Origin of the sequence: Acidovorax sp., from assembly GCF_046314175.1 — a bacterium.
Taxonomy (GTDB): Bacteria; Pseudomonadota; Gammaproteobacteria; order Burkholderiales; family Burkholderiaceae_C; genus Acidovorax.
Genome location: NZ_JBKBXG010000002.1, coordinates 110,165 through 127,559, shown reverse-complemented (window position 1 = coordinate 127,559; position 17,395 = coordinate 110,165). Strand labels below are relative to the sequence as shown.

Genomic DNA, 17,395 nt, shown 5'->3' with positions numbered 1-17,395 from the left:
GTTTTTTGTGGACAACCGGTTTTTTGCCTTGCGCATCGCGCACTTGCGTGCGCCAGAACCCTGTGCACCGATGCCTTGCGCCGCTGTCGTCGCAACGGGGACAAAACCAGGGCTTTGACTTTTTCTGTGGATAACCCCTGGGTTGTGCCAAAACTATCCCCAGTCTTACCCACTGGGGTGTTTCGCTAGGAAATTTTGGTCAAAAAGTAGCTCTATCGCTTATCAAATAAGAGCTTATAGCTCACTTATCAATAGCAAAATTTTCGGCAAAGCCACCGCTTGTCCGCACGCGCCTGACCACTGTGGTGTTCTGTGCAGCGTCGCAACTGCCTCCCAAGCTGTGAGTTCAGTGACTTTTCGGCGGCGCAAACTTTGCCCGCCAATCTTCCACAGGCCATTTTTCAGGCCCCGGTTTTTGGTTCTTGTTATTCTTCTATAGCCTTATATATATAAATAGCAGTAGTAGTAGAGCAGCTCTGTTTCTGTGGACAAGCCTTTTTTGTTCAATGTTGGCGCGGGCTTACGTCGCTGAAAAGTATGTGTGGCGGTCTGCACAAAAGGCGGGGCTCGCAGACAACAACTTTGGGCATCGGACTTTTTGTGTGGATAACTACCCGGTTGTGCCAGAACTATCACCAGAGTTATCCACAGATGACCTGCGGCCGGGCGAGAAACAGACGCAAAAAAGCCCGGAGTCCATCAAAGAACTCCGGGCCTGGGATCCAGCACCCGGCCAGGGTGCTTGTGGTCTGGCGTGTGGCTCGCTTACTGGGCAGGTGCCGGTGCTGCCGTTTTGCCAGCCGCACCTCCGCGTTCACCGTGGTGGTGACCATGGTGGCCATGACGACCTTCACCCCCGCTGCCCTTCATGCCGCCCATGCGGTGACCGCCACGGTGGGCCTTGGCGTCGAAGGTCTTTTGCTGCTCGGGCGTCAAGGCGGCGTAGAAGGTCTTGGTGACCTCGCCACGGCGGTCGGCCTCGGCGGCGTGCTGGGCACGCAGGGCCCGCATGCGGTCAATGCGCTCGGGGGTGGTCAGCTGCTGCATGTCCTTGCGGTCCAGGCGCGCGGTGCGCTCGCCGGGTTGCATGGACGTGGTGAAGCTGGTCCAGGCGGGTTCTTGTGCTGCGGTCAGTTTGAGATCGCTTTTGAGGGCCGCCAGGTGCTTGGCGCGGTACTCCGCGTGGTTGCCTTGGTGCTTGCCGCCGCCCTTTTGGCCGTGCTGGCCGTGGTGGCGTTCACCGGCGTGGTGGCGGCCTTCATGGGCCGTGGCACCCGCCGTGGGGACGCTGGGTGCGGCGGGGGGTTGCTGGGCCAGCACGGGCAGGGCCAGGGCGGCCAGAACAGCGGTGGCGGCAATGCGGCGGTGGAAATGGAAAGCCATGGTGTGAGTCCTTTCACAGGGGTTGAACAAACAACTCGCTAGAACGGTTGTCCCGGCGATTGAGAGTCAGTGTCCGCCCCGCATGTATCGCTGCCGTTCGTGTTGGATGAGGCTGTGTAAAGTTGTGACAAGAATCTGGTGAGGATCTCGGAAGTTTTTGAAAGAAAATGGCCTCAAACGCTTATCCAATAAGCGCTGACAGCTATACAAAATATAGCAACAGCCATTCCTTGAGCCCCATCAAGTCACCGCATCCGCAGGGCTGGCGCTGGTGACCACCGACAATGGCGTGTTCCGGCCCTGCCTGTTTGTCTGCGTAGTGCAGCGCAGCCCGCCGTCCCCCACCACCAACGACCCCAACAAAAGGTTTTCCGTGTTCAAGAACATGATCGTGTACCGCATTGCCCCGCAATGGCAGGTCGAACTGACGCAAGTGGAAGAAGCCCTGGCCAAGGTGCCCTTTCTGGAATGCGGCGCCACGCAAGAAAAGTCTTTGGGCTGGGTGCCTCCCCGTGGCGACCCACACGGCCCGCTGGCCGAGTCGGTAGGCGGCCAGTGGATCTTGCGCTTCATGGTCGAATCCAAGGTGCTGCCCGGCAGCGTGCTGGCCCGCCGCGTGAAGGAAAAGGCCGAACGCATCGAACAGGAAACCGGCCGCAAGCCCGGCAAGAAGGAAAGCAAGGAGCTCAAAGACGAGGCCAAGCTCGATTTGCTGCCCATGGCCTTCACCAAGCAGGGCTCGATGTGGGTGTGGATCGACACCACATCGCGCCTGCTGGTGCTTGATACGTCCAGCCAGGGCCGTGCGGATGAAGTGGTGACCTTGCTGATCGAAGCGCTGCCGGGGTTGTCGGTGTCGCTCATCAACACCCAGACCAGCCCCCAGGCAGCGATGTCGCACTGGCTCAAGGAACAAGAGCCGCCCGTGGGCTTCACGGTCGACCGTGAGTGCGAGCTCAAAAGCGCGAGCGAAGAAAAAGCCGTGGTGCGCTACGCCCGCCACCCGCTTGATATCGAAGAAGTGCAGGCCCACATCGACGCGGGCAAGCTGCCCACCAAGCTGGCCCTCACCTGGGACGACCGCGTGAGCTTCATGCTGACCGAAGGCCTGCAGCTCAAGAAGGTGACGTTTCTGGACACCGTGTTTGAAGGCACCAAGGCGGATGACGGCGGCTTTGACACCGACGTGGCGATTGCCACGGGCGAGCTGGTCAAGCTGATTCCCGACCTGATCGAGGCGCTGGGTGGCGAAGCGGAAAGTGGCGTGGCCAGCGCAGCGCAGGCGGTGGCCGCAGACGGCGTTGTCGCGCCCGGCGTCCCCAAGGTGCCTTCGACCGCTCCATCAGCCTCATCTGCCCCTGCGCGCAAGAGCGCTGGCGGTGGTGTGGTGACAGGCCCCAAGGATGTGCCGGTGGATACCGACCCGGAGTCGGCGCCTTTCTGACGCTGGGGCCCGGCTCTGGCCCTGCCTGGTAGCCCTATCGTGTTGTTGCCGTGAAAAATGGCGTCTGTCAGTGCGTTGGTATCGTGCGCCCAGGTCGATTGGATACGCAGCCCCCCACCTGAATTCGTCCCTTTTTTCCGAGGAATTGCTCCCATGCCTTCCGCCAAAGCGGCACCCTCAAGCAGCGCGGCCTCGCCAGCGCCAAGTTTGCCCCGCCCAACGGGCCGGTTGCCTGCACCATCCCACCGCGAACAGCAGCGCGAGGCCAAACGCAACGCCGTGTTGCAGGCGGCGGCGCAGCTGTTCAACGAGCGCGGTTTTCATGCCACCTCGCTCGACGACATCGCCGCGCGGCTGAACGTGACCAAGCCCACGCTGTACTACTACGTGAAGAACAAGGACGAGATCCTGCTGCAGTGCGTGCGCCAGGGCCTGGACATGATGATGGAGGGCATCGAGGCCTCTCGCGCAGCGGGCGGCAAGGCCATCGACCAGCTCATGACCTGCATGCAGGTGTACGCACGCATCGTCACCATGGACTTCGGCATGTGCCTGATCCGCGTGGGCGACGAGCAACTGCCGCCCGAAAGCCGCAAGGAGCTGCGGCGTCTGAAGTCCGCCATCGACCAGGAGTTTCGCCGCCTGGTGGCCGAGGGTGTGGCCGAAGGATCGGTGCAGCCTTGCGACCCGAAGATGACGGCCTTTGTGATTGCAGGCGCCCTGAGCTGGATCGGCCGCTGGTACCAGCCGGGCGGCGAGTACACGCCCGAACAGGTGGCGCAGCAGTGCATAGCGACGCTGTGTGATGGGGTGTTGCGGCGCTCTGCGGATGACACTGCGCTTGGGGCTGCCGTGCCTGCTCCCAAACGCAATGCGGCCAGTGGTAAGACCAAAGCCCTGCCCGACCCAACGGCGGCTGATGCGCCTTTTCAGGTCGCAATTCAAGCCAAATTGGCCTCTAGCGCTTGATGGATAAGCGCTGGCAGCTATTTATTTGATAGTGATTTGCGAGTCGCCTTGGGGCTGCTGTGCTGTGCCTGTCCCGCCGCCAGGTCATCCAATATCGGGCAGTCCGGCCGGTCATTGCCCTTGCAGCAGGACACCAGCGTTTGCAGGCTGCGCTGCATGGCCTGCATCTGGGCCATGCGTTCGCTCAGGTCGTTGATGTGCTGCTGCGCGATGCGCTTGACCTGGCTGCTGGCGCGGCTGCGGTCGTGCCACAGGCCCAATAGCTCGGCGATTTCTTCCATCGAAAAGCCCAGGTCGCGGCTGCGGCGGATGAAGTGCAGGGTGTGCACGTCCGCCTCGGTGTACTGGCGGTAGCCGCTGTCGGTGCGGGCCACGCCGGTGATGAGGCCCAGTGATTCGTAATGCCGCACCATGCGCGCGGAGATGCCTGCGCTGCGTGCGGCCTCGCCAATGGACAGCGGGCGGCCGCTGGCGGGGCGCGTTGTCGTCATGGGGCGACGGTATAGCCTTCTTCGGCAATGGCGTGGGCCAGTGTGTCGCGCGGGGCGTGGGTGCTGCCCACCTCCACGAGGCCGGTGCTGCGGTCGATGTGCACGGTGGCGGCGGGGTCTACCGCTTGCACGGCCTGGGTAACGGCGCGCTCGCAGTGGCCGCAGGTCATGCCCTGCACGTTGAAGACCTGTGCTGCGCTGTCGGATGCGGGGGTGGGGGTGGAAGATGGTGTGGATGTCATGCGGTGGGCTCCGGGTGGTGGATGGGTGGTGGACGATCAGTTGCAGAGCAGGAGCGTAAACCTTCACACAATGGCAAGGTCAAGTGCGGGTCTGAACAGCGATTGGCGCAGGGCGCTCCCGTGGATTGAAAATGTCAAAAAAGATAGCTGCCAGCGCTTTATGGACAAGCGCTAGAGCCTGATTTGGCTTTAACTTTTATTTGGGACGAGGCCGTTTCACGTTGGCGTCGGGCTGCTGCAGCCGCCCCGCGCGAAGCTCGGTGATGGCTACGGACAAGGCCTGTGCGGCGCCGCGCACCTCGGCCTGCACGGCGGTGTCGCGGTCCAGCGTGGCGTGGCTGTCGGCGTAGCTTTCGTAGTAGCCGATGTAGCGGTCCAGCCGTGCGGCGGGGCCGGCGTCGATAAAGCCCATCCAGTCGAGCCAGTCCGACAGGCCGCGGCGTGTCATCTCGATACCGGCCACGTCGCCGTGCACGGCCAGGGCGTAGGCGCGGCCGGCCAGGTGCTTGGGGTAGCCCCAGCCAGCCAGCTCCAGCGCCTTGGCCTCGGTGGCTTTTTTGCCGTGGGTGCTGGTGGGGTCGGGGTTGCCGCCGTCGGCGCACACCAGGCGGTCGATCATGAGCTTGAGCGGGCTGGGCGCCTGGTACCAGTACACAGGCGTGATGATCATCACGCCGTGCGCGGCGGTCCAGCGCTCGTAGATCTCGTTCATCCAGTCGCCGGTCTGGCGCATGGCGTGGTTGGGGTAGCAGCTGCACGGAAAGTGGCACAGCGGCATGGCGGTGGACACGCAGCCCTTGCAGGGGTGGATGTGGCGGCCGTAGTCGGACGTAACCCGGCTCAGGTCGAGCACGTCCACATCAATGCCTGCTTCACCCAGCACCTCGCGGGCCATCTGCACCATGCGCCAGCTCTTGGAGATTTCGCCGGGGCAGGTGCCGTCGTTGCGGGCCGAGCCGCACACCAGCAGTGCGCGGGAGGGCGCAGCAACATCGGCCCAGCGCTCGCGCGCGGCGTCGATGCGCGCCTTGGCGTCGAGCCAGTCCACCGAGAGGTCGTAGTCGGGGTTGGCATAGCCGGGCCCGGCCTTGCGCGTGCGGGGCGCCTTGCGGTTGTCGTCGTAGTTGTGCCAGGCAATGGTTTCGATCTGATCGAGCGCCTGTGGCGCCTCCTGGGCGAAGCGCGGGTCCTGGAAGTCCGCCAGGAAGCGTTCGCGAAAGGCGGCGCGGTCCAGCGCGGGGGGCGCCTGGCCGGTGCGCGGCTGGGGCGGGGTGGGGGTGTCGGTGTGTGGGGCTGTGGGCGGTGGCGTCATATCGCCATTCGGCACTGTGAGGATGCGCCCTGCTATCAGACAACACGCCGATTCCGCGTTGATGGGCGCCGACAGCGTCTGCGGTGGCGCGCCGGGTTCGCGCGGGATGGGCGGTTGCGCTTGATGCAGATCACGGTTGCCGCTGGTGGCTTGACCTTGTCAGTATGTCAAGGTGTACCGTGCAGGCCATGTCTACGCAAAACCCGCCCGTTGTGGCTCCCGCCCCCCCCTCCGCCTCCCCGGAGCCCTTGTCCATCGACATCGGCATTGGCGGCATGACCTGCGCAAGCTGCGTGGGCCGTGTGGAGCGCGCGCTGCGCAAGGTGCCTGGGGTGCAGGAGGTGTCGGTCAACCTGGCCACCGAGTCTGCCCGCATTGCCTTTGCCACGCAGGTCGGGTCCGACGCGGCGGCCATGGAGGCATTGCTGCGCCGTGCAGTGCGCAATGCGGGCTACGAGCCGCGTGCGGCGGGGCAGGAGGACGCGCCCGAGGACCTGTCGCCGTGGGCCGGTTTCATGCCCGTGGGCATTGGCCTGCTGCTGTCGGCGCCGCTGGTGTTGCCCATGATCGGTGACCTGTTCGGTCAGCACTGGATGCTGCCCGCCTGGGCGCAGTTTGCGCTGGCCACGCCGGTGCAGTTCATTTTGGGGGCACGGTTTTACAAGGCGGGATGGCATGCGGCCAAGGCGCTGAGCGGCAACATGGATTTGCTGGTGGCGCTGGGCACCAGTGCGGGCTGGGGCTTGTCGATGTGGCTGTGGCTGACGGCCCATGAAGGTCATGCACCGCATTTGTACTTCGAGGCCTCGGCCGTCGTCGTCACGCTGGTGCTGCTGGGCAAATGGCTGGAGGCGCGTGCCAAGCGCCAGACCACGGCGGCCATCCGCGCGCTGCATGCGTTGCGGCCGGATGTGGTGCATTTGCTGACCAAGCAGGGCGAGGTGGATGTGCCGGTGTCCGAGGTGCTGGTGGGCGACCAACTGGTGGTGCGACCCGGCGAGCGGTTTCCGGTGGATGGCACCGTGCATGAGGGCCACACGCAGGTGGATGAATCCATGCTGACCGGCGAGCCCTTGCCCGTGGCGCGCGATGTGGGCGCGGCCCTGACGGGCGGTTCGATCAACGGCGATGGCCGCATCGTGATGGCGGTGACTGCCGTGGGCGCCGAGACGGTGCTGGCCCACATCATCCGGCTGGTGGAAGACGCGCAGGCGGCCAAGGCGCCCATACAGCGGCTGGTGGACCAGGTGTCGGCCGTGTTTGTGCCTGTGGTGCTGGTGGTAGCGCTGGCCACGCTGCTGGGCTGGCTGTGGGTGGGCGTGGGCATGGAGGCCGCGCTGATCCACGCGGTGGCCGTGATGGTGATTGCCTGCCCCTGTGCGCTGGGCTTGGCCACACCGGCGGCCATCATGGCGGGCACGGGCGTAGCTGCCAAGAACGGCATTTTGATCAAGGACGTGCAAGCCTTGGAGCTGGCGCACAAGGTGGATGTGGTGGCCTTTGACAAGACCGGCACGCTGACCGTGGGGCAGCCCCGGTTGACGGCGTTTGAGGTGGTGCCGGGGCTTGACGAGGCGGCCGTAATGGCGGCGGTGGCCGCAGTGCAAAGCGGCAGCGAACACCCGCTGGCGCGTGCCGTGGTGGTGGCTGCGGGCGAGCGGCACATCAGCGTGGCAACGGCGCAGGACGTGCGCGCGGTGCCCGGGCGCGGCACCGAGGGTGCAGTGGCTGGGCAGAGCACCCTGGTGGGCAGCCTGCGCTGGATGTTGGAGCTGGGCGTGGACATGGGCCCGCTGGCTGAGCGTGCGCAGGCGCTGCAGGCCGAGGGCGCCACCGTGTCGGCGGTGGCGCAGCGCACAGCGCAGGGCCTGCAACTGCAGGCGCTGATGGCCTTTGGCGACGAACCCAAGCCCGGCGCGCGCGAGGCGCTGGCGGCGCTGAAGGCGCGCGGCATTCGCACCGTGATGATCTCGGGCGACAACCGGGGCGCGGCCGAGGCCATGGCCCGGCGCCTGGGGTTGGACCCGGATGCGGGCGAGGTGATGGCCGAGGTGCTGCCGGGCGACAAGGCCGCGAAGGTGGTGGCCTTGCAACAGGGCAGCGACGGCAAGCGTCATCAAGTTGCGATGGTAGGCGACGGCGTTAACGATGCCCCGGCGCTCGCGGCTGCAGACGTGGGCATGGCCATGGGCAACGGCACCGACGTGGCCATGCACGCGGCGGGCATCACGCTGATGCGGGGCGACCCGATGCTGGTGGCGGCAGCGCTCGATATTTCGCACCGTACGGTGATGAAGATCCGCCAAAACCTGTTCTGGGCGTTTGCGTACAACGTGGCGGGCATTCCGCTGGCAGCGCTGGGTTTCCTGAGCCCGGTGGTGGCGGGGGCGGCGATGGCGCTCAGTTCGGTCAGCGTCATGGCGAATGCCCTCTTACTCAAGCGGTGGCGCATGTGATAAACACGTACGAGGTTGTCACCAATGTCTGGCAAACTGCAACGTTTTGTTGCAAGTGGGTGGTGCCAGCGGCTTCCGGGCGCTAGCTGCCTGCAGCGCACATACCAATTTGAAGGACGACAGATCATGAATCTCTTCTCGCTCATGCGGCAGTTCACCATACGTTTTCGCATGCTGGGCGCCATTGGCGTGGTGCTGGGCCTGTTGGGCATGCTGGGGGGCGCGGGCATGCTGGGTATGTTCCGCATCCATGCGATGAGCCAGGACTTCATGGACCACTCGTTTGCCAACGTGGGCTACATGGCCGAGTTGCGGGGCGAGATGGGCGCCATCCGTCAGTTCGAAAAGGACATGATCATTGGCTACGAGAAGCCCGAAGCCGTGAAGGCCGCACACGCCAAGTGGCTGGCAAGCCAGGACAAGGCCAAGCAGATTGCGGGCAAGTTTCTGGAGGGCGAAGAAGATTCTGACAACGCTGTGGTGCGTAACATCGTCAAGCGCCTGGACAGCTACCGCGAGCAGTTTGCGCACGTGGCGCGCCAGCTGGAGGCCAGCGGTTACGACACCGCCACCATTGCCAACCGCATGAGCGGCAAGGCCGTGGCCGAGTTTGACGAGGCCGACAAGCTGATGACGGAGTTGGATGGTGTGCTGCGTGCCGAAGTGAGCAAGGCGGTTGCGCAGCAGGGCGAGGTGTCCAGCCAGACCCAGTGGCTGTTTGTGCTGGCGGTGCTGATCACCGTGGCTGTGGTGGTGCCCACCACCCTGATGAACATGAACTCCATCTGCCGCCCGCTGGAAGACGCGCGCAAGATGGCGCAGGCGATTGCGGGGGGTGACCTGTCGCAGAACATTGCAGCCGAGGGCAAGGACGAAGTGGCCGACCTGCAGCGCGCACTGCGCGACATGCAGCAGGGCCTGGGCGCGCTGGTGGCGCAGGTGCGAGATGCCAGCGGCAACATCGCCACTGCCAGCCAGGAGATTGCCACCGGCAACCAGGACCTGTCGCAGCGCACTGAGCAGACGGCCAGCAACGCGCAAGAGGCCGTGTCTTCGCTGACGCAGCTCACATCCACGGTGCAGCAAACCGCATCGTCGTCGCAAATGGCCAACCAGCTGGCGGCGTCGGCATCGCAGATGGCCACCCATGGCGGCGGCGTGGTGCAGCAGGCCGTGGCCAGCATGCATGAGATCTCGACATCGAGCCGCAAGATCGGCGACATCATTGGCTTGATCGATTCCATCGCATTCCAGACCAACATCCTGGCGCTGAACGCCGCTGTGGAAGCCGCCCGTGCGGGCGAGCAAGGCCGCGGTTTTGCCGTGGTGGCCAGCGAAGTGCGCAGCCTGGCCCAGCGCTCTGCCGCTGCGGCCAGCGACATCAAGGGCCTGATCAGCAACAGCGTGGCCGCCGTGGACGGCGGCGTGCGCCATGTGGAAGAAGCGGGCACGGCGATGAAGGACATCGTGAGCAGCGTGCAGCGCGTGGGCGACATCATTGGCGAGATCACGGCCGCAGCGTCCGAGCAGTCGGCTGGCATTGGCCAGGTGAACCAGTCGGTGGGCGAGATTGACCGCATGACGCAGCAGAACGCCGCGTTGGTGGAAGAGTCTGCCGCCGCCGCCGAGTCGCTGCGCGAGCAGGCAGCCCGCCTGTCGCAGGTGGTGCAGCAGTTTCAGTTGGCAGAGTCGATGGGGCATGGCCACCAAGCGTCGCACCCGGTGGCGGCTCCCCAGCGCGACAGCCAAATGCTGGCGGCTGGCCCGGGCCAGGCGCGTCTCACACGCTGATTCAGCGTTGCATAGCGCGCAGCCCGGCTGCGCCGCGGTTTTCATCCCCAGGCCCTGCAGGCATCGTCTGCAGGGCCTTTTTGTTGATCTGGGTCAGGGGCCTGTTGTACGCCGCGTGCCACCCTTGGAGTTCTTCTAACCTGGGGGTTGCTGCATGTCGTCGATCAGTCTGCGAACCATTCGCGAAGAGCATGCGTCTCTGGCTGCGGTGCTGCAGTCGCTGCGGCTGATGCTGGACCAGGGCCCAGGTGATGAGCCCGCAGCATTTTTTGACGTGATGCGGGCCATGCTGTTCTACATCGACGAGTTTCCAGAGCGGCAGCACCATCCCAAGGAATCGCGCTGGCTGTTCCCCAAGGTGGCAGAGCGGTCCCCCGAGGCCGCAAAGGCCATTGCCCAGCTGGAGCGCGAACATGTGGGCGGCGAAGCGGCCGTGCGCGAACTGCAGCACCTGCTGCTGGGCTGGGAGCTGATGGGGGATGGCCGCCGCGAGGCCTTTGCCGACGCGCTGCAGCGTTACGTGCGCTTTTACCTGGACCACATGCGGCTGGAAGAGACCGTGGTGCTGCCAGCCGCGCAGCAATATTTTCAGCAGGCCGACTGGGTGGCCGTGGATGCGGCGTTTGCCAGCAACACCAACCCATTGGCACCCGGGCAACCACGCGACCCGGCCTATGACCGCTTGTTCACCCGCATCGTGATGCGAGCGCCCAGCCCGATTGGATTGGGTTCACCCCCCTGAGCGGCTTCGCCGCTTCCCCCCGCTCTCGCTACGCTGCGCTGCGCGGGCAGTGGGACGCCGCCAGCGCGGCGGGACGCCGCCAGCGCGGCGGGGCGGCCCTTGCGCGGCAGCCCTGGCCTGGGCCGCGCCAGTTTTAAACCGGGCGGGCCCACTGCCGCAGGTGCCGCTCAGCTTGCTGAGAGGGTTGGGTAGTCTGTGTATCCCTCGGCACCGCCGCCATACAGCGTGGCGCGGACCACTTCATTGAGCGGCGCGTTGGCTTGCAGGCGTGCCACCAGGTCGGGGTTGGCAATGAAAGGGCGACCAAAGGCCACGATGTCGGCGCCATTGGCCACGGCGGTTTCTGCCAGGGCTTTGTCGTAGGCGTTGTTCACCATCCATGCACCCTTGCCGCCCGCTGCGCGGTACGCGGCCTTGAGCGCTGGGTAGTCGAACGGTCGGTCGGCCAGTTCGCGTGGGCCGCCAGTGGCGCCTTCGATGATGTGCACATAAGCCAGGCCCAGCGGTCCCAGTTCGCGCGCCACGTAGTCAAACAGCGGTTGTGGGTCGGCGTCCACGATGTCATTGGCGGGCGTGACGGGTGACAGGCGAATGCCGGTGCGGCCGCCGCCAATTTCTTCAACGATGGCGCGTGTCACTTCCAGCAGCAGGCGGGCGCGGTTTTCGATGCTGCCGCCGTAGTCGTCGGTGCGCTGGTTGGCGCCGGTCTTGAGGAACTGGTCGATGAGGTAGCCGTTGGCGGCATGGATCTCGACGCCATCAAATCCAGACGCTATCGCATGGCGTGCGGCGTGGCGGTAGTCCTGCACGATGCCGGGAATCTCTTCGGCTTTCAGTGCGCGGGGTTCCGAAGTGTCGGTGAAGGTGGGCACGCCGTCTTTGATCAACACCGTCTTGGTGTGGGCGCGGATGGCCGATGGGGCCACCGGGTGTGCGTTGTCGGGCTGCAGGTCCGTGTGCGACACGCGACCCACGTGCCACAGTTGCACCACGATCTTGCCGCCTGCCGCGTGTACGGCGTGGGTCACTTTTTTCCAGGCGTCGAGTTGCTCGGTGCCGTACAGGCCAGGCACATCGGCATAACCCTGACCCTGGGGGCTGATGGCCGTGGCCTCGGAGATGATCAGACCGGCGCTGGCGCGCTGTGCGTAGTAGGTGGCAACCAGGTCGGTGGGAATCGCGTTGGGAGAGCGGTTGCGGGTCAGCGGGGCCATCGCAATGCGGTTGGCCAACTGGAGGTCACCCGCGTGGGTGGGTTCGAACAATGAGGTCATGTAAGGGGTCCTGAAAAAGTACGTGCAACAAAGGCAGCCGCCCAGCTTAATGCTGCAGCGCAAAACGTGCAGCACACCGGCGTCAACAAGGCTTCCGGTTTTGTGTTACCCGCCATCCGGCGATTGTGTTCCCCTTGCATGAGAATGGTTGGCTTATGTTCACGCCCCCGCCGCCCAACGCCGCCCACGCTATATCTCCTTTTCGCAGCCTGTGGCTGGTGGTGGCGTTGTCCATGGGGGCGGCCATCTCCTTGGGGATCACACGGTTTGCCTATGCCTTGCTGCTGCCTCCGATGCGCGAGGACCTGGGTTGGTCGTACACGTTGGCGGGCGCCATGAACACGGTGAACGCAATGGGTTATCTGCTGGGCGCGTTGGTCACGCCCTGGCTGCTTCGTCGCATGGCGCCGGGTGTGGTGCTGATGGCGGGGGCGGTGATGGCCACGGTGTTTATGGGTTTGAGTGGCTTCTTCACGCAGGCACAAGCGCTGCTCGCGCAGCGCTTGCTGGCCGGTGGGGCCAGTGCGCTGGTGTTCATTGCGGGCGGTTTGCTGGCGGCGCGCCTGGGTGCCCATGTGCCGGGGCACAGTGGACTGCTGCTGGGCCTCTACTACGGTGGTACGGGGTGGGGCATCTGCCTGTCGGCTTTGCTGGTGCCTGCGGTGTTGGCGGCGGCCCCAGCGCCCCATGCGTGGACGTGGGCCTGGTGGGCGCTGGCGCTGGCATGCGCAGCGGCTACGGCGGTGCTGTGGCGCCCCGCGTGCGTCTTGCAGGGTGTGGCGCCACCTCCGGCCAGCCCAACGGCTTTTAACGTCACCCCGCCTCCCGCTCGGGTGCGCTGGCGCGCCCTGGGGCCCGCGCTGATGGGCTATGGGTTGTTTGGCGTGGGCTATATCGGCTACATGACCTTTGTCGTGGCGCTGCTGCGTGAACAGGGTGCCAGCGCGGAGGCCGTGACCTGGTTTTATGCGCTGCTGGGGCTGGCGGTGGTTCTGTCCTCGCGCATCTGGGCGGGCTTGCTGGACCGCAGCCGGGGCGGGCAGGCGCTGGCCTTGCTCAATGGCCTGCTGGGCGTGGCCACGGTGCTGCCCGCGCTGACTTCGGCATGGCCGGTGATGTTGGCGTCGGGCCTGTTGTTTGGCGGGGTGTTTTTGTCGGTGGTGGCGTCGACCACCGCGCTGGTGCGGCACAACCTGCCGCAGGCGTTATGGGCCAGCGGCATCAGTGCGTTCACCATCGTGTTTGCGTTGGGGCAGATCGTGGGGCCCACCGTGGTGGGCTTCATCGCCGACGGCCCCGGCGGTTTGCCGCGCGGGCTGGTGTTCTCGGCCTGCGCGCTGTGGGTGGGGGCGCTGGTGGCGTGGCGGCAGCGCCCGCTGTAGCGTTACTTCAGCAGTCCCTCGGCCTTCATCGCGGCTTGCACTGCAGGGCGCGCGCCCACACGTTCGCGGTAGGCGGCCAGGTTCGCCAGACCCGAGATATCCAGCTGGGTGGGCTTGGTCCAGTTCGTCACCGTAAAAAGGTAACCGTCGGCCACGGTGAACTGGTCGCCCATGATGTACTGCTTGTCTGCCAGCTGGCTGTCTACCCACTGCAGGCGTTGCAGCAGTCGCTCCCGCACCATGGGCTTGTAGTCTTCTGGTGTGGCGGGGTTGAACAGGGGGCTGAAGCCCTTGTGGACCTCGGTGCCGATGAAGGTGAGCCATTCTTGCAGGCGGTAGCGCTGCAGGCTGCCGTTCACGGGCGCCAGCATCTTCAGGGGCACCTGGTCGGCAATGTATTGCACGATGGCCGGGCCCTCGCGCAGGCGCGTGCCGTCGTCCAGCTCCAGCACGGGCACGTAGCCCAGCGGGTTGATGCTGTAAAAATCCGTGCCGTCCTGCAGCTTGTGGCTTTTGGTGCTGGCCAGCACCGGGGTGTAGGCCAGGCCTGCTTCGTGCAGCGCAATGTGGGGTGACAGGGAGCAGGCGCCAGGCGAGTAGTACAGCTTCATGGAAGTCCTTCAGAAAAGATAAGGAAACGCATCCTATGCGCTGCGTGGCTTCTTTGCTGGGTGCCGCCTTTTGCCTGCCTGTCGCAAGTTGTCAGCTGTCGTAACCAGGCAGGTCGCGCTGCACTTTGCGCAGCAGCGCAGGCCAGGCAAACGCGCCACCGAGCCCGCCGGTCTGCACGCGCATGGCTTGCGCCACGCCGCTCACAATTTTCGGGTTCACCTGGGTCAGCTCGCCGCCGGACTGCGCATCAATCTGAATGCGGCAGGTGTTCTCGAACGTGTACATCGACAAAAACGCATCGGCAATGGTCTTGCCCACAGTGAGCAACCCATGGTTGCGCAGCATGAGGAAGTTGGCTTGCCCCAAGTCGGCCTGCAGGCGCGGCTTTTCTTCGTCGCGAAAGGCCACGCCTTCGTACTCGTGGTACGCCAGCGAGCCCAGCACAAAGGTGCTTTGCTGGCTGATGGGCAGCACGCCGTCCTTTTGCGCGCTCACGGCCACGCCAGCACGCGTGTGGGTGTGCAGCACGCAGCCTGCCTCGGGTCGGGCCTCGTGCACGGCGCTGTGGATGACGAAGCCCGCCGGGTTCACGGGGAAGGGCGACTCATGCAGCTTGTTGCACTGCATGTCCACCTTGATCAGGCTCGACGCCGTGATCTCGTCGAACATCAGGCCGTACGGGTTGATGAGGAAGTGGTGCTCGCCCGCGCCCGACACCGATTCGGGCAGCTTGGCGCTGATGTGGGTAAAGACCAGGTCGCTCCAGCCGTACAGCGCGACGAGCCGGTAGCACGCGGCCAGGTCGCAGCGCAGTTGCCATTCTTCGGGGCTGACGCTGCCCTGCAGCGAGGGGATGTTGAGCATGGGGTGGTGTCTCCGCTGTCTGTGTTGGTGGGGAGACGCCACTGTAGGGCGACGTGGCGTGGATGACTGTCAGGCACGCTACACAGGCGGCGGTCGATGGTGGCGCAGGTTGTGCAAAATTGATAGCTGTCAGCGCTTGCTGAATAAGCGCTAGAGGCCATTTTGGCTTGAAATTTACACGGCCGGTGTTTCTGGAATCGGCGCGCGCATGCCTGCGTTGATCAGGTTCCAGGCATTGATCACGCCCACCGCAAAGCCCAGTTCGGAGACTTCCGCTTCGTTGAAGACGGCCTGCAGCCTGGCGAATTCCTCATCGCTCGGGTCGCTGTGCGGGGTGGCGGTCAGGATCTCGGCCCAGCGCAGGGCGGCGCGGTCGCGGTCGCTGAAGAGCGGCGCCTCGCGCCAGCCCGCCACTGCGTTCAGGTGGCGGGGCTCCACGCCTTCCTTCACCAGAACGTGCCAGTGCATGTCCATGCAATAGGCACAGCCGTTGATCTGCGAGACGCGCAAAAACACCAGCTCGGCCAGGCGGACACCCAGGGGGCCTTTCTGGATGGTTTCAGACAGGCCCACCAGGCCCATGAAGGCCTTGGAAGACAGTTGGTGGTACGGGAGGCGGGCAGTGTGTTGGTTGGATGACATGACAGGCTCCTTGGATGAAAGTCCGGTTAGAAGAGGCGGTGATGAGCGTCGCCAATGTGTTGCGACAGTTCATGCCTCTAAGACGTGGTGGGGGCGCGTTTGTGACTCCGAGCCTTGGTTTTTGCAATGATGCGGATGAAGATGCACAATCGCATCAATATTGATGACGCAATGGATGACATGAGGCAAAGCCATGAGAACGACCGTGACCATTGAAGACGCTCTGTACGAAGAAGCCCTGGCGGTTGCCGACCCCGGCCTGGACAAGGCCGACCTGTTTCGCGAGGCGATCAAGACCTTTGTCCGCGTGCAATCGGCCAAGCGGCTTGCAGCGTTGGGTGGCGCGGCGCCCGACATGCCCGAGATTCCCCGCCGTCGCGACGGCGGCGATAGCGGCAATAGCGACGCCGTGCCCGCATGACCGGCCGCGTGCTGGTGGATACCTCTGTGTGGGTCGATCACTTCCGCCAGCGCAACGCGCCGCTGGTGGCGTTGCTTGCACAGGATGTTGTGCTGATGCACCCTCTGGTGCTGGGTGAATTGGCTTGCGGCACGCCGCCCTCCCGCGCGCAGACCCTGGCCGACCTGCAGCGCCTGCAAGCAACTCAGCAGGCCACCGTGCGCGAAGTCATCGTGTTGGTGGAGCGGGAGCGGCTCTTCGGGCTGGGTTGTGGCCTGGTGGACCTGAGCCTGCTGGCTTCCGCCCTGATGACGCCTGGCGCCACGCTCTGGACACTGGACCGGCGGTTGGCTACCATGGCAGAGCGGTTTGGCATTGCACACCGGGCGGCGGTGCATTGACGACGACGCTGTGGCGCCGCTGCGCCGTCACAGCGTGGCCGGAATACCCACCAGCTTGTCCGGGTTGCGCACCGCATAAATCCCCACAATCCGCTCCCCATCCGTCACAAACGCCTGCGCCGAGTCGAGGCGGCCGTTGGCGTAGTGCAGCAGCCCCGGCTCGCCATTGATGAGGGCCATGCGGTAGACCAGCTGCTCGCCCAGACGGCGGTGTTGCGCCCAGTACAGCATGGCAATGCGAAACCGCCCCAGCAGCGGCTTGGGGAACGCAGCGACCTTGCCGCCACCATCGCCAATCAGCTGCGCGTCTTCGCTCAGCAGCGCCTCGATGGCGCTGCGGTCACCGCTTTTGGCGGCCCGCATGAAGCGCTGCAGCAGCTGGTGGTGCACGGCCTGGGGCACTTCAAAACGTGTGCGCGCCTGCTGCACACGCTCGCTGGCGCGGTGCACCATCTGGCGGCAGCTGGCCTCGGTTTTGCCCAGCTGCACGGCGATGTCTGGGTAGTCGTAGTCGAACACCTGGCGCAGTAAAAAGGCCGCGCGCTCTTCGGGCCCCAGGCGCTCCAGCACGTACAAAAAGGCGACCGACAACTCGCCCGCCAGCTCGGCCGCAGATTCGGGCGTTTGGTGGTGGTGTCCCTCGCCTTGCAGGTCCACCAGCGGCTCGGGCAGCCACCAGCCCACATACGCCTCGCGCTCGGCCTTGAGCGCCCGCAGCCGGTCGATGGACAGCCGCGTGACCACCGTCACCAGCCAGGCCTCGGCCGACTGCAGCACGGCCACATCCTGGCGGCTCCAGCGCAGCCAGGCGTCCTGCAGCACATCCTCGGCATCGGCGCGCACGCCCAGCATGCGGTAGGCGATGCCGAAGAGGCGGGGGCGCAGGGCGGTGAAGGGGTCGGTTGCGGTAGGTGTGGGAGTTGTGGTCATGGCGGCGTGGGATGGAAGCCCTCTTGGTTTAGTACAGACGCTGGGGGTAGCTGTTTTGTG

Annotated in this window: 17 protein-coding genes; 8 read left to right on the top strand and 9 right to left on the bottom strand. The window is 65.0% G+C overall.

All coding sequences use genetic code 11. From position 1 onward, the window contains the following. Positions 1 to 765: 765 nt before the first annotated feature. On the bottom strand, positions 766 to 1,383 hold the full coding sequence (locus ACK4OE_RS01350; RefSeq protein ID WP_409882507.1) for a Spy/CpxP family protein refolding chaperone: 618 nt from the start codon (positions 1,381 to 1,383) through the stop codon (positions 766 to 768). Positions 1,384 to 1,756: 373 nt separating this feature from the next. Between ACK4OE_RS01350 and ACK4OE_RS01345 the strand changes: the two genes are divergently transcribed. Then, positions 1,757 to 2,827: a recombination-associated protein RdgC gene (locus tag ACK4OE_RS01345; RefSeq protein ID WP_409882540.1), complete on the top strand. Its 1,071-nt coding sequence runs from the start codon at positions 1,757 to 1,759 to the stop codon at positions 2,825 to 2,827. Between the two features lie 153 nt (positions 2,828 to 2,980). Continuing rightward, positions 2,981 to 3,796, top strand: coding sequence for a TetR/AcrR family transcriptional regulator (locus tag ACK4OE_RS01340; RefSeq protein WP_409882506.1), 816 nt, complete (start codon positions 2,981 to 2,983; stop codon positions 3,794 to 3,796). Between the two features lie 17 nt (positions 3,797 to 3,813). Here the strand turns inward: ACK4OE_RS01340 and cueR are convergent, their stop codons facing one another. The 3 genes from cueR to ACK4OE_RS01325 form a co-directional block, all read right to left on the bottom strand. After that, a complete protein-coding gene (gene cueR / locus ACK4OE_RS01335; RefSeq protein WP_409882505.1) occupies positions 3,814 to 4,287 on the bottom strand; it encodes a Cu(I)-responsive transcriptional regulator in 474 nt (157 codons plus the stop codon). After that, the gene (locus ACK4OE_RS01330) at positions 4,284 to 4,529 is read right to left on the bottom strand and encodes a heavy-metal-associated domain-containing protein (RefSeq protein ID WP_409882504.1); all 246 of its coding nucleotides are present in this window, start codon (positions 4,527 to 4,529) and stop codon (positions 4,284 to 4,286) included. The genes cueR and ACK4OE_RS01330 overlap by 4 nt, the downstream gene beginning before the upstream one ends. Before the next feature lie 196 nt (positions 4,530 to 4,725). Beyond that, positions 4,726 to 5,841: a flavodoxin family protein gene (locus tag ACK4OE_RS01325; protein ID WP_409882503.1), complete on the bottom strand. Its 1,116-nt coding sequence runs from the start codon at positions 5,839 to 5,841 to the stop codon at positions 4,726 to 4,728. A 275-nt stretch (positions 5,842 to 6,116) separates the two neighbouring features. On the opposite strand from ACK4OE_RS01325, the gene ACK4OE_RS01320 reads away from it, so the two are divergent. From ACK4OE_RS01320 to ACK4OE_RS01310, 3 genes are all read left to right on the top strand, one after another. Then, the gene (locus ACK4OE_RS01320; RefSeq protein WP_409882538.1) at positions 6,117 to 8,297 is read left to right on the top strand and encodes a heavy metal translocating P-type ATPase; all 2,181 of its coding nucleotides are present in this window, start codon (positions 6,117 to 6,119) and stop codon (positions 8,295 to 8,297) included. A gap of 126 nt (positions 8,298 to 8,423) precedes the next feature. After that, complete coding sequence (locus ACK4OE_RS01315; protein WP_409882502.1) at positions 8,424 to 10,088, top strand: methyl-accepting chemotaxis protein; 1,665 nt, start codon at positions 8,424 to 8,426, stop codon at positions 10,086 to 10,088. Between the two features lie 154 nt (positions 10,089 to 10,242). Beyond that, positions 10,243 to 10,830, top strand: coding sequence for a hemerythrin domain-containing protein (locus ACK4OE_RS01310; RefSeq protein ID WP_409882501.1), 588 nt, complete (start codon positions 10,243 to 10,245; stop codon positions 10,828 to 10,830). Between the two features lie 167 nt (positions 10,831 to 10,997). Here ACK4OE_RS01310 and ACK4OE_RS01305 read toward each other — a convergent pair whose 3' ends face one another. Further along, positions 10,998 to 12,104 carry an alkene reductase gene (locus ACK4OE_RS01305; protein WP_409882500.1) on the bottom strand — a complete coding sequence of 369 codons (1,107 nt, stop codon included), beginning with the start codon at positions 12,102 to 12,104 and terminating at the stop codon, positions 10,998 to 11,000. A 155-nt stretch (positions 12,105 to 12,259) separates the two neighbouring features. Here ACK4OE_RS01305 and ACK4OE_RS01300 point away from each other — a divergent pair, with 155 nt between their 5' ends. Beyond that, positions 12,260 to 13,486 (top strand): YbfB/YjiJ family MFS transporter, encoded by a 1,227-nt coding sequence (locus tag ACK4OE_RS01300; protein ID WP_409882499.1) that lies wholly within the window; start codon positions 12,260 to 12,262, stop codon positions 13,484 to 13,486. Positions 13,487 to 13,488: 2 nt separating this feature from the next. Here ACK4OE_RS01300 and gstA read toward each other — a convergent pair whose 3' ends face one another. The 3 genes from gstA to ACK4OE_RS01285 form a co-directional block, all read right to left on the bottom strand. Further along, positions 13,489 to 14,097 (bottom strand): glutathione transferase GstA, encoded by a 609-nt coding sequence (gene gstA / locus ACK4OE_RS01295; RefSeq protein WP_409882497.1) that lies wholly within the window; start codon positions 14,095 to 14,097, stop codon positions 13,489 to 13,491. A gap of 91 nt (positions 14,098 to 14,188) precedes the next feature. Beyond that, on the bottom strand, positions 14,189 to 14,962 hold the full coding sequence (locus ACK4OE_RS01290) for a class II aldolase/adducin family protein (protein WP_409882496.1): 774 nt from the start codon (positions 14,960 to 14,962) through the stop codon (positions 14,189 to 14,191). A gap of 174 nt (positions 14,963 to 15,136) precedes the next feature. Next, entirely contained in the window at positions 15,137 to 15,604 is a 468-nt protein-coding gene (locus ACK4OE_RS01285; protein WP_409882495.1) for a carboxymuconolactone decarboxylase family protein, read from the bottom strand. A 193-nt stretch (positions 15,605 to 15,797) separates the two neighbouring features. Here ACK4OE_RS01285 and ACK4OE_RS01280 point away from each other — a divergent pair, with 193 nt between their 5' ends. Further along, a complete protein-coding gene (locus ACK4OE_RS01280) occupies positions 15,798 to 16,025 on the top strand; it encodes a type II toxin-antitoxin system VapB family antitoxin (protein WP_409882493.1) in 228 nt (75 codons plus the stop codon). Then, a complete protein-coding gene (locus tag ACK4OE_RS01275; RefSeq protein WP_409882491.1) occupies positions 16,022 to 16,405 on the top strand; it encodes a type II toxin-antitoxin system VapC family toxin in 384 nt (127 codons plus the stop codon). The genes ACK4OE_RS01280 and ACK4OE_RS01275 overlap by 4 nt, the downstream gene beginning before the upstream one ends. 27 nt (positions 16,406 to 16,432) lie before the next feature. On the opposite strand, the gene ACK4OE_RS01270 is transcribed toward ACK4OE_RS01275, so the two are convergent. Then, the gene (locus ACK4OE_RS01270; protein ID WP_409882490.1) at positions 16,433 to 17,335 is read right to left on the bottom strand and encodes an RNA polymerase sigma-70 factor; all 903 of its coding nucleotides are present in this window, start codon (positions 17,333 to 17,335) and stop codon (positions 16,433 to 16,435) included. Positions 17,336 to 17,395: the final 60 nt, after the last annotated feature.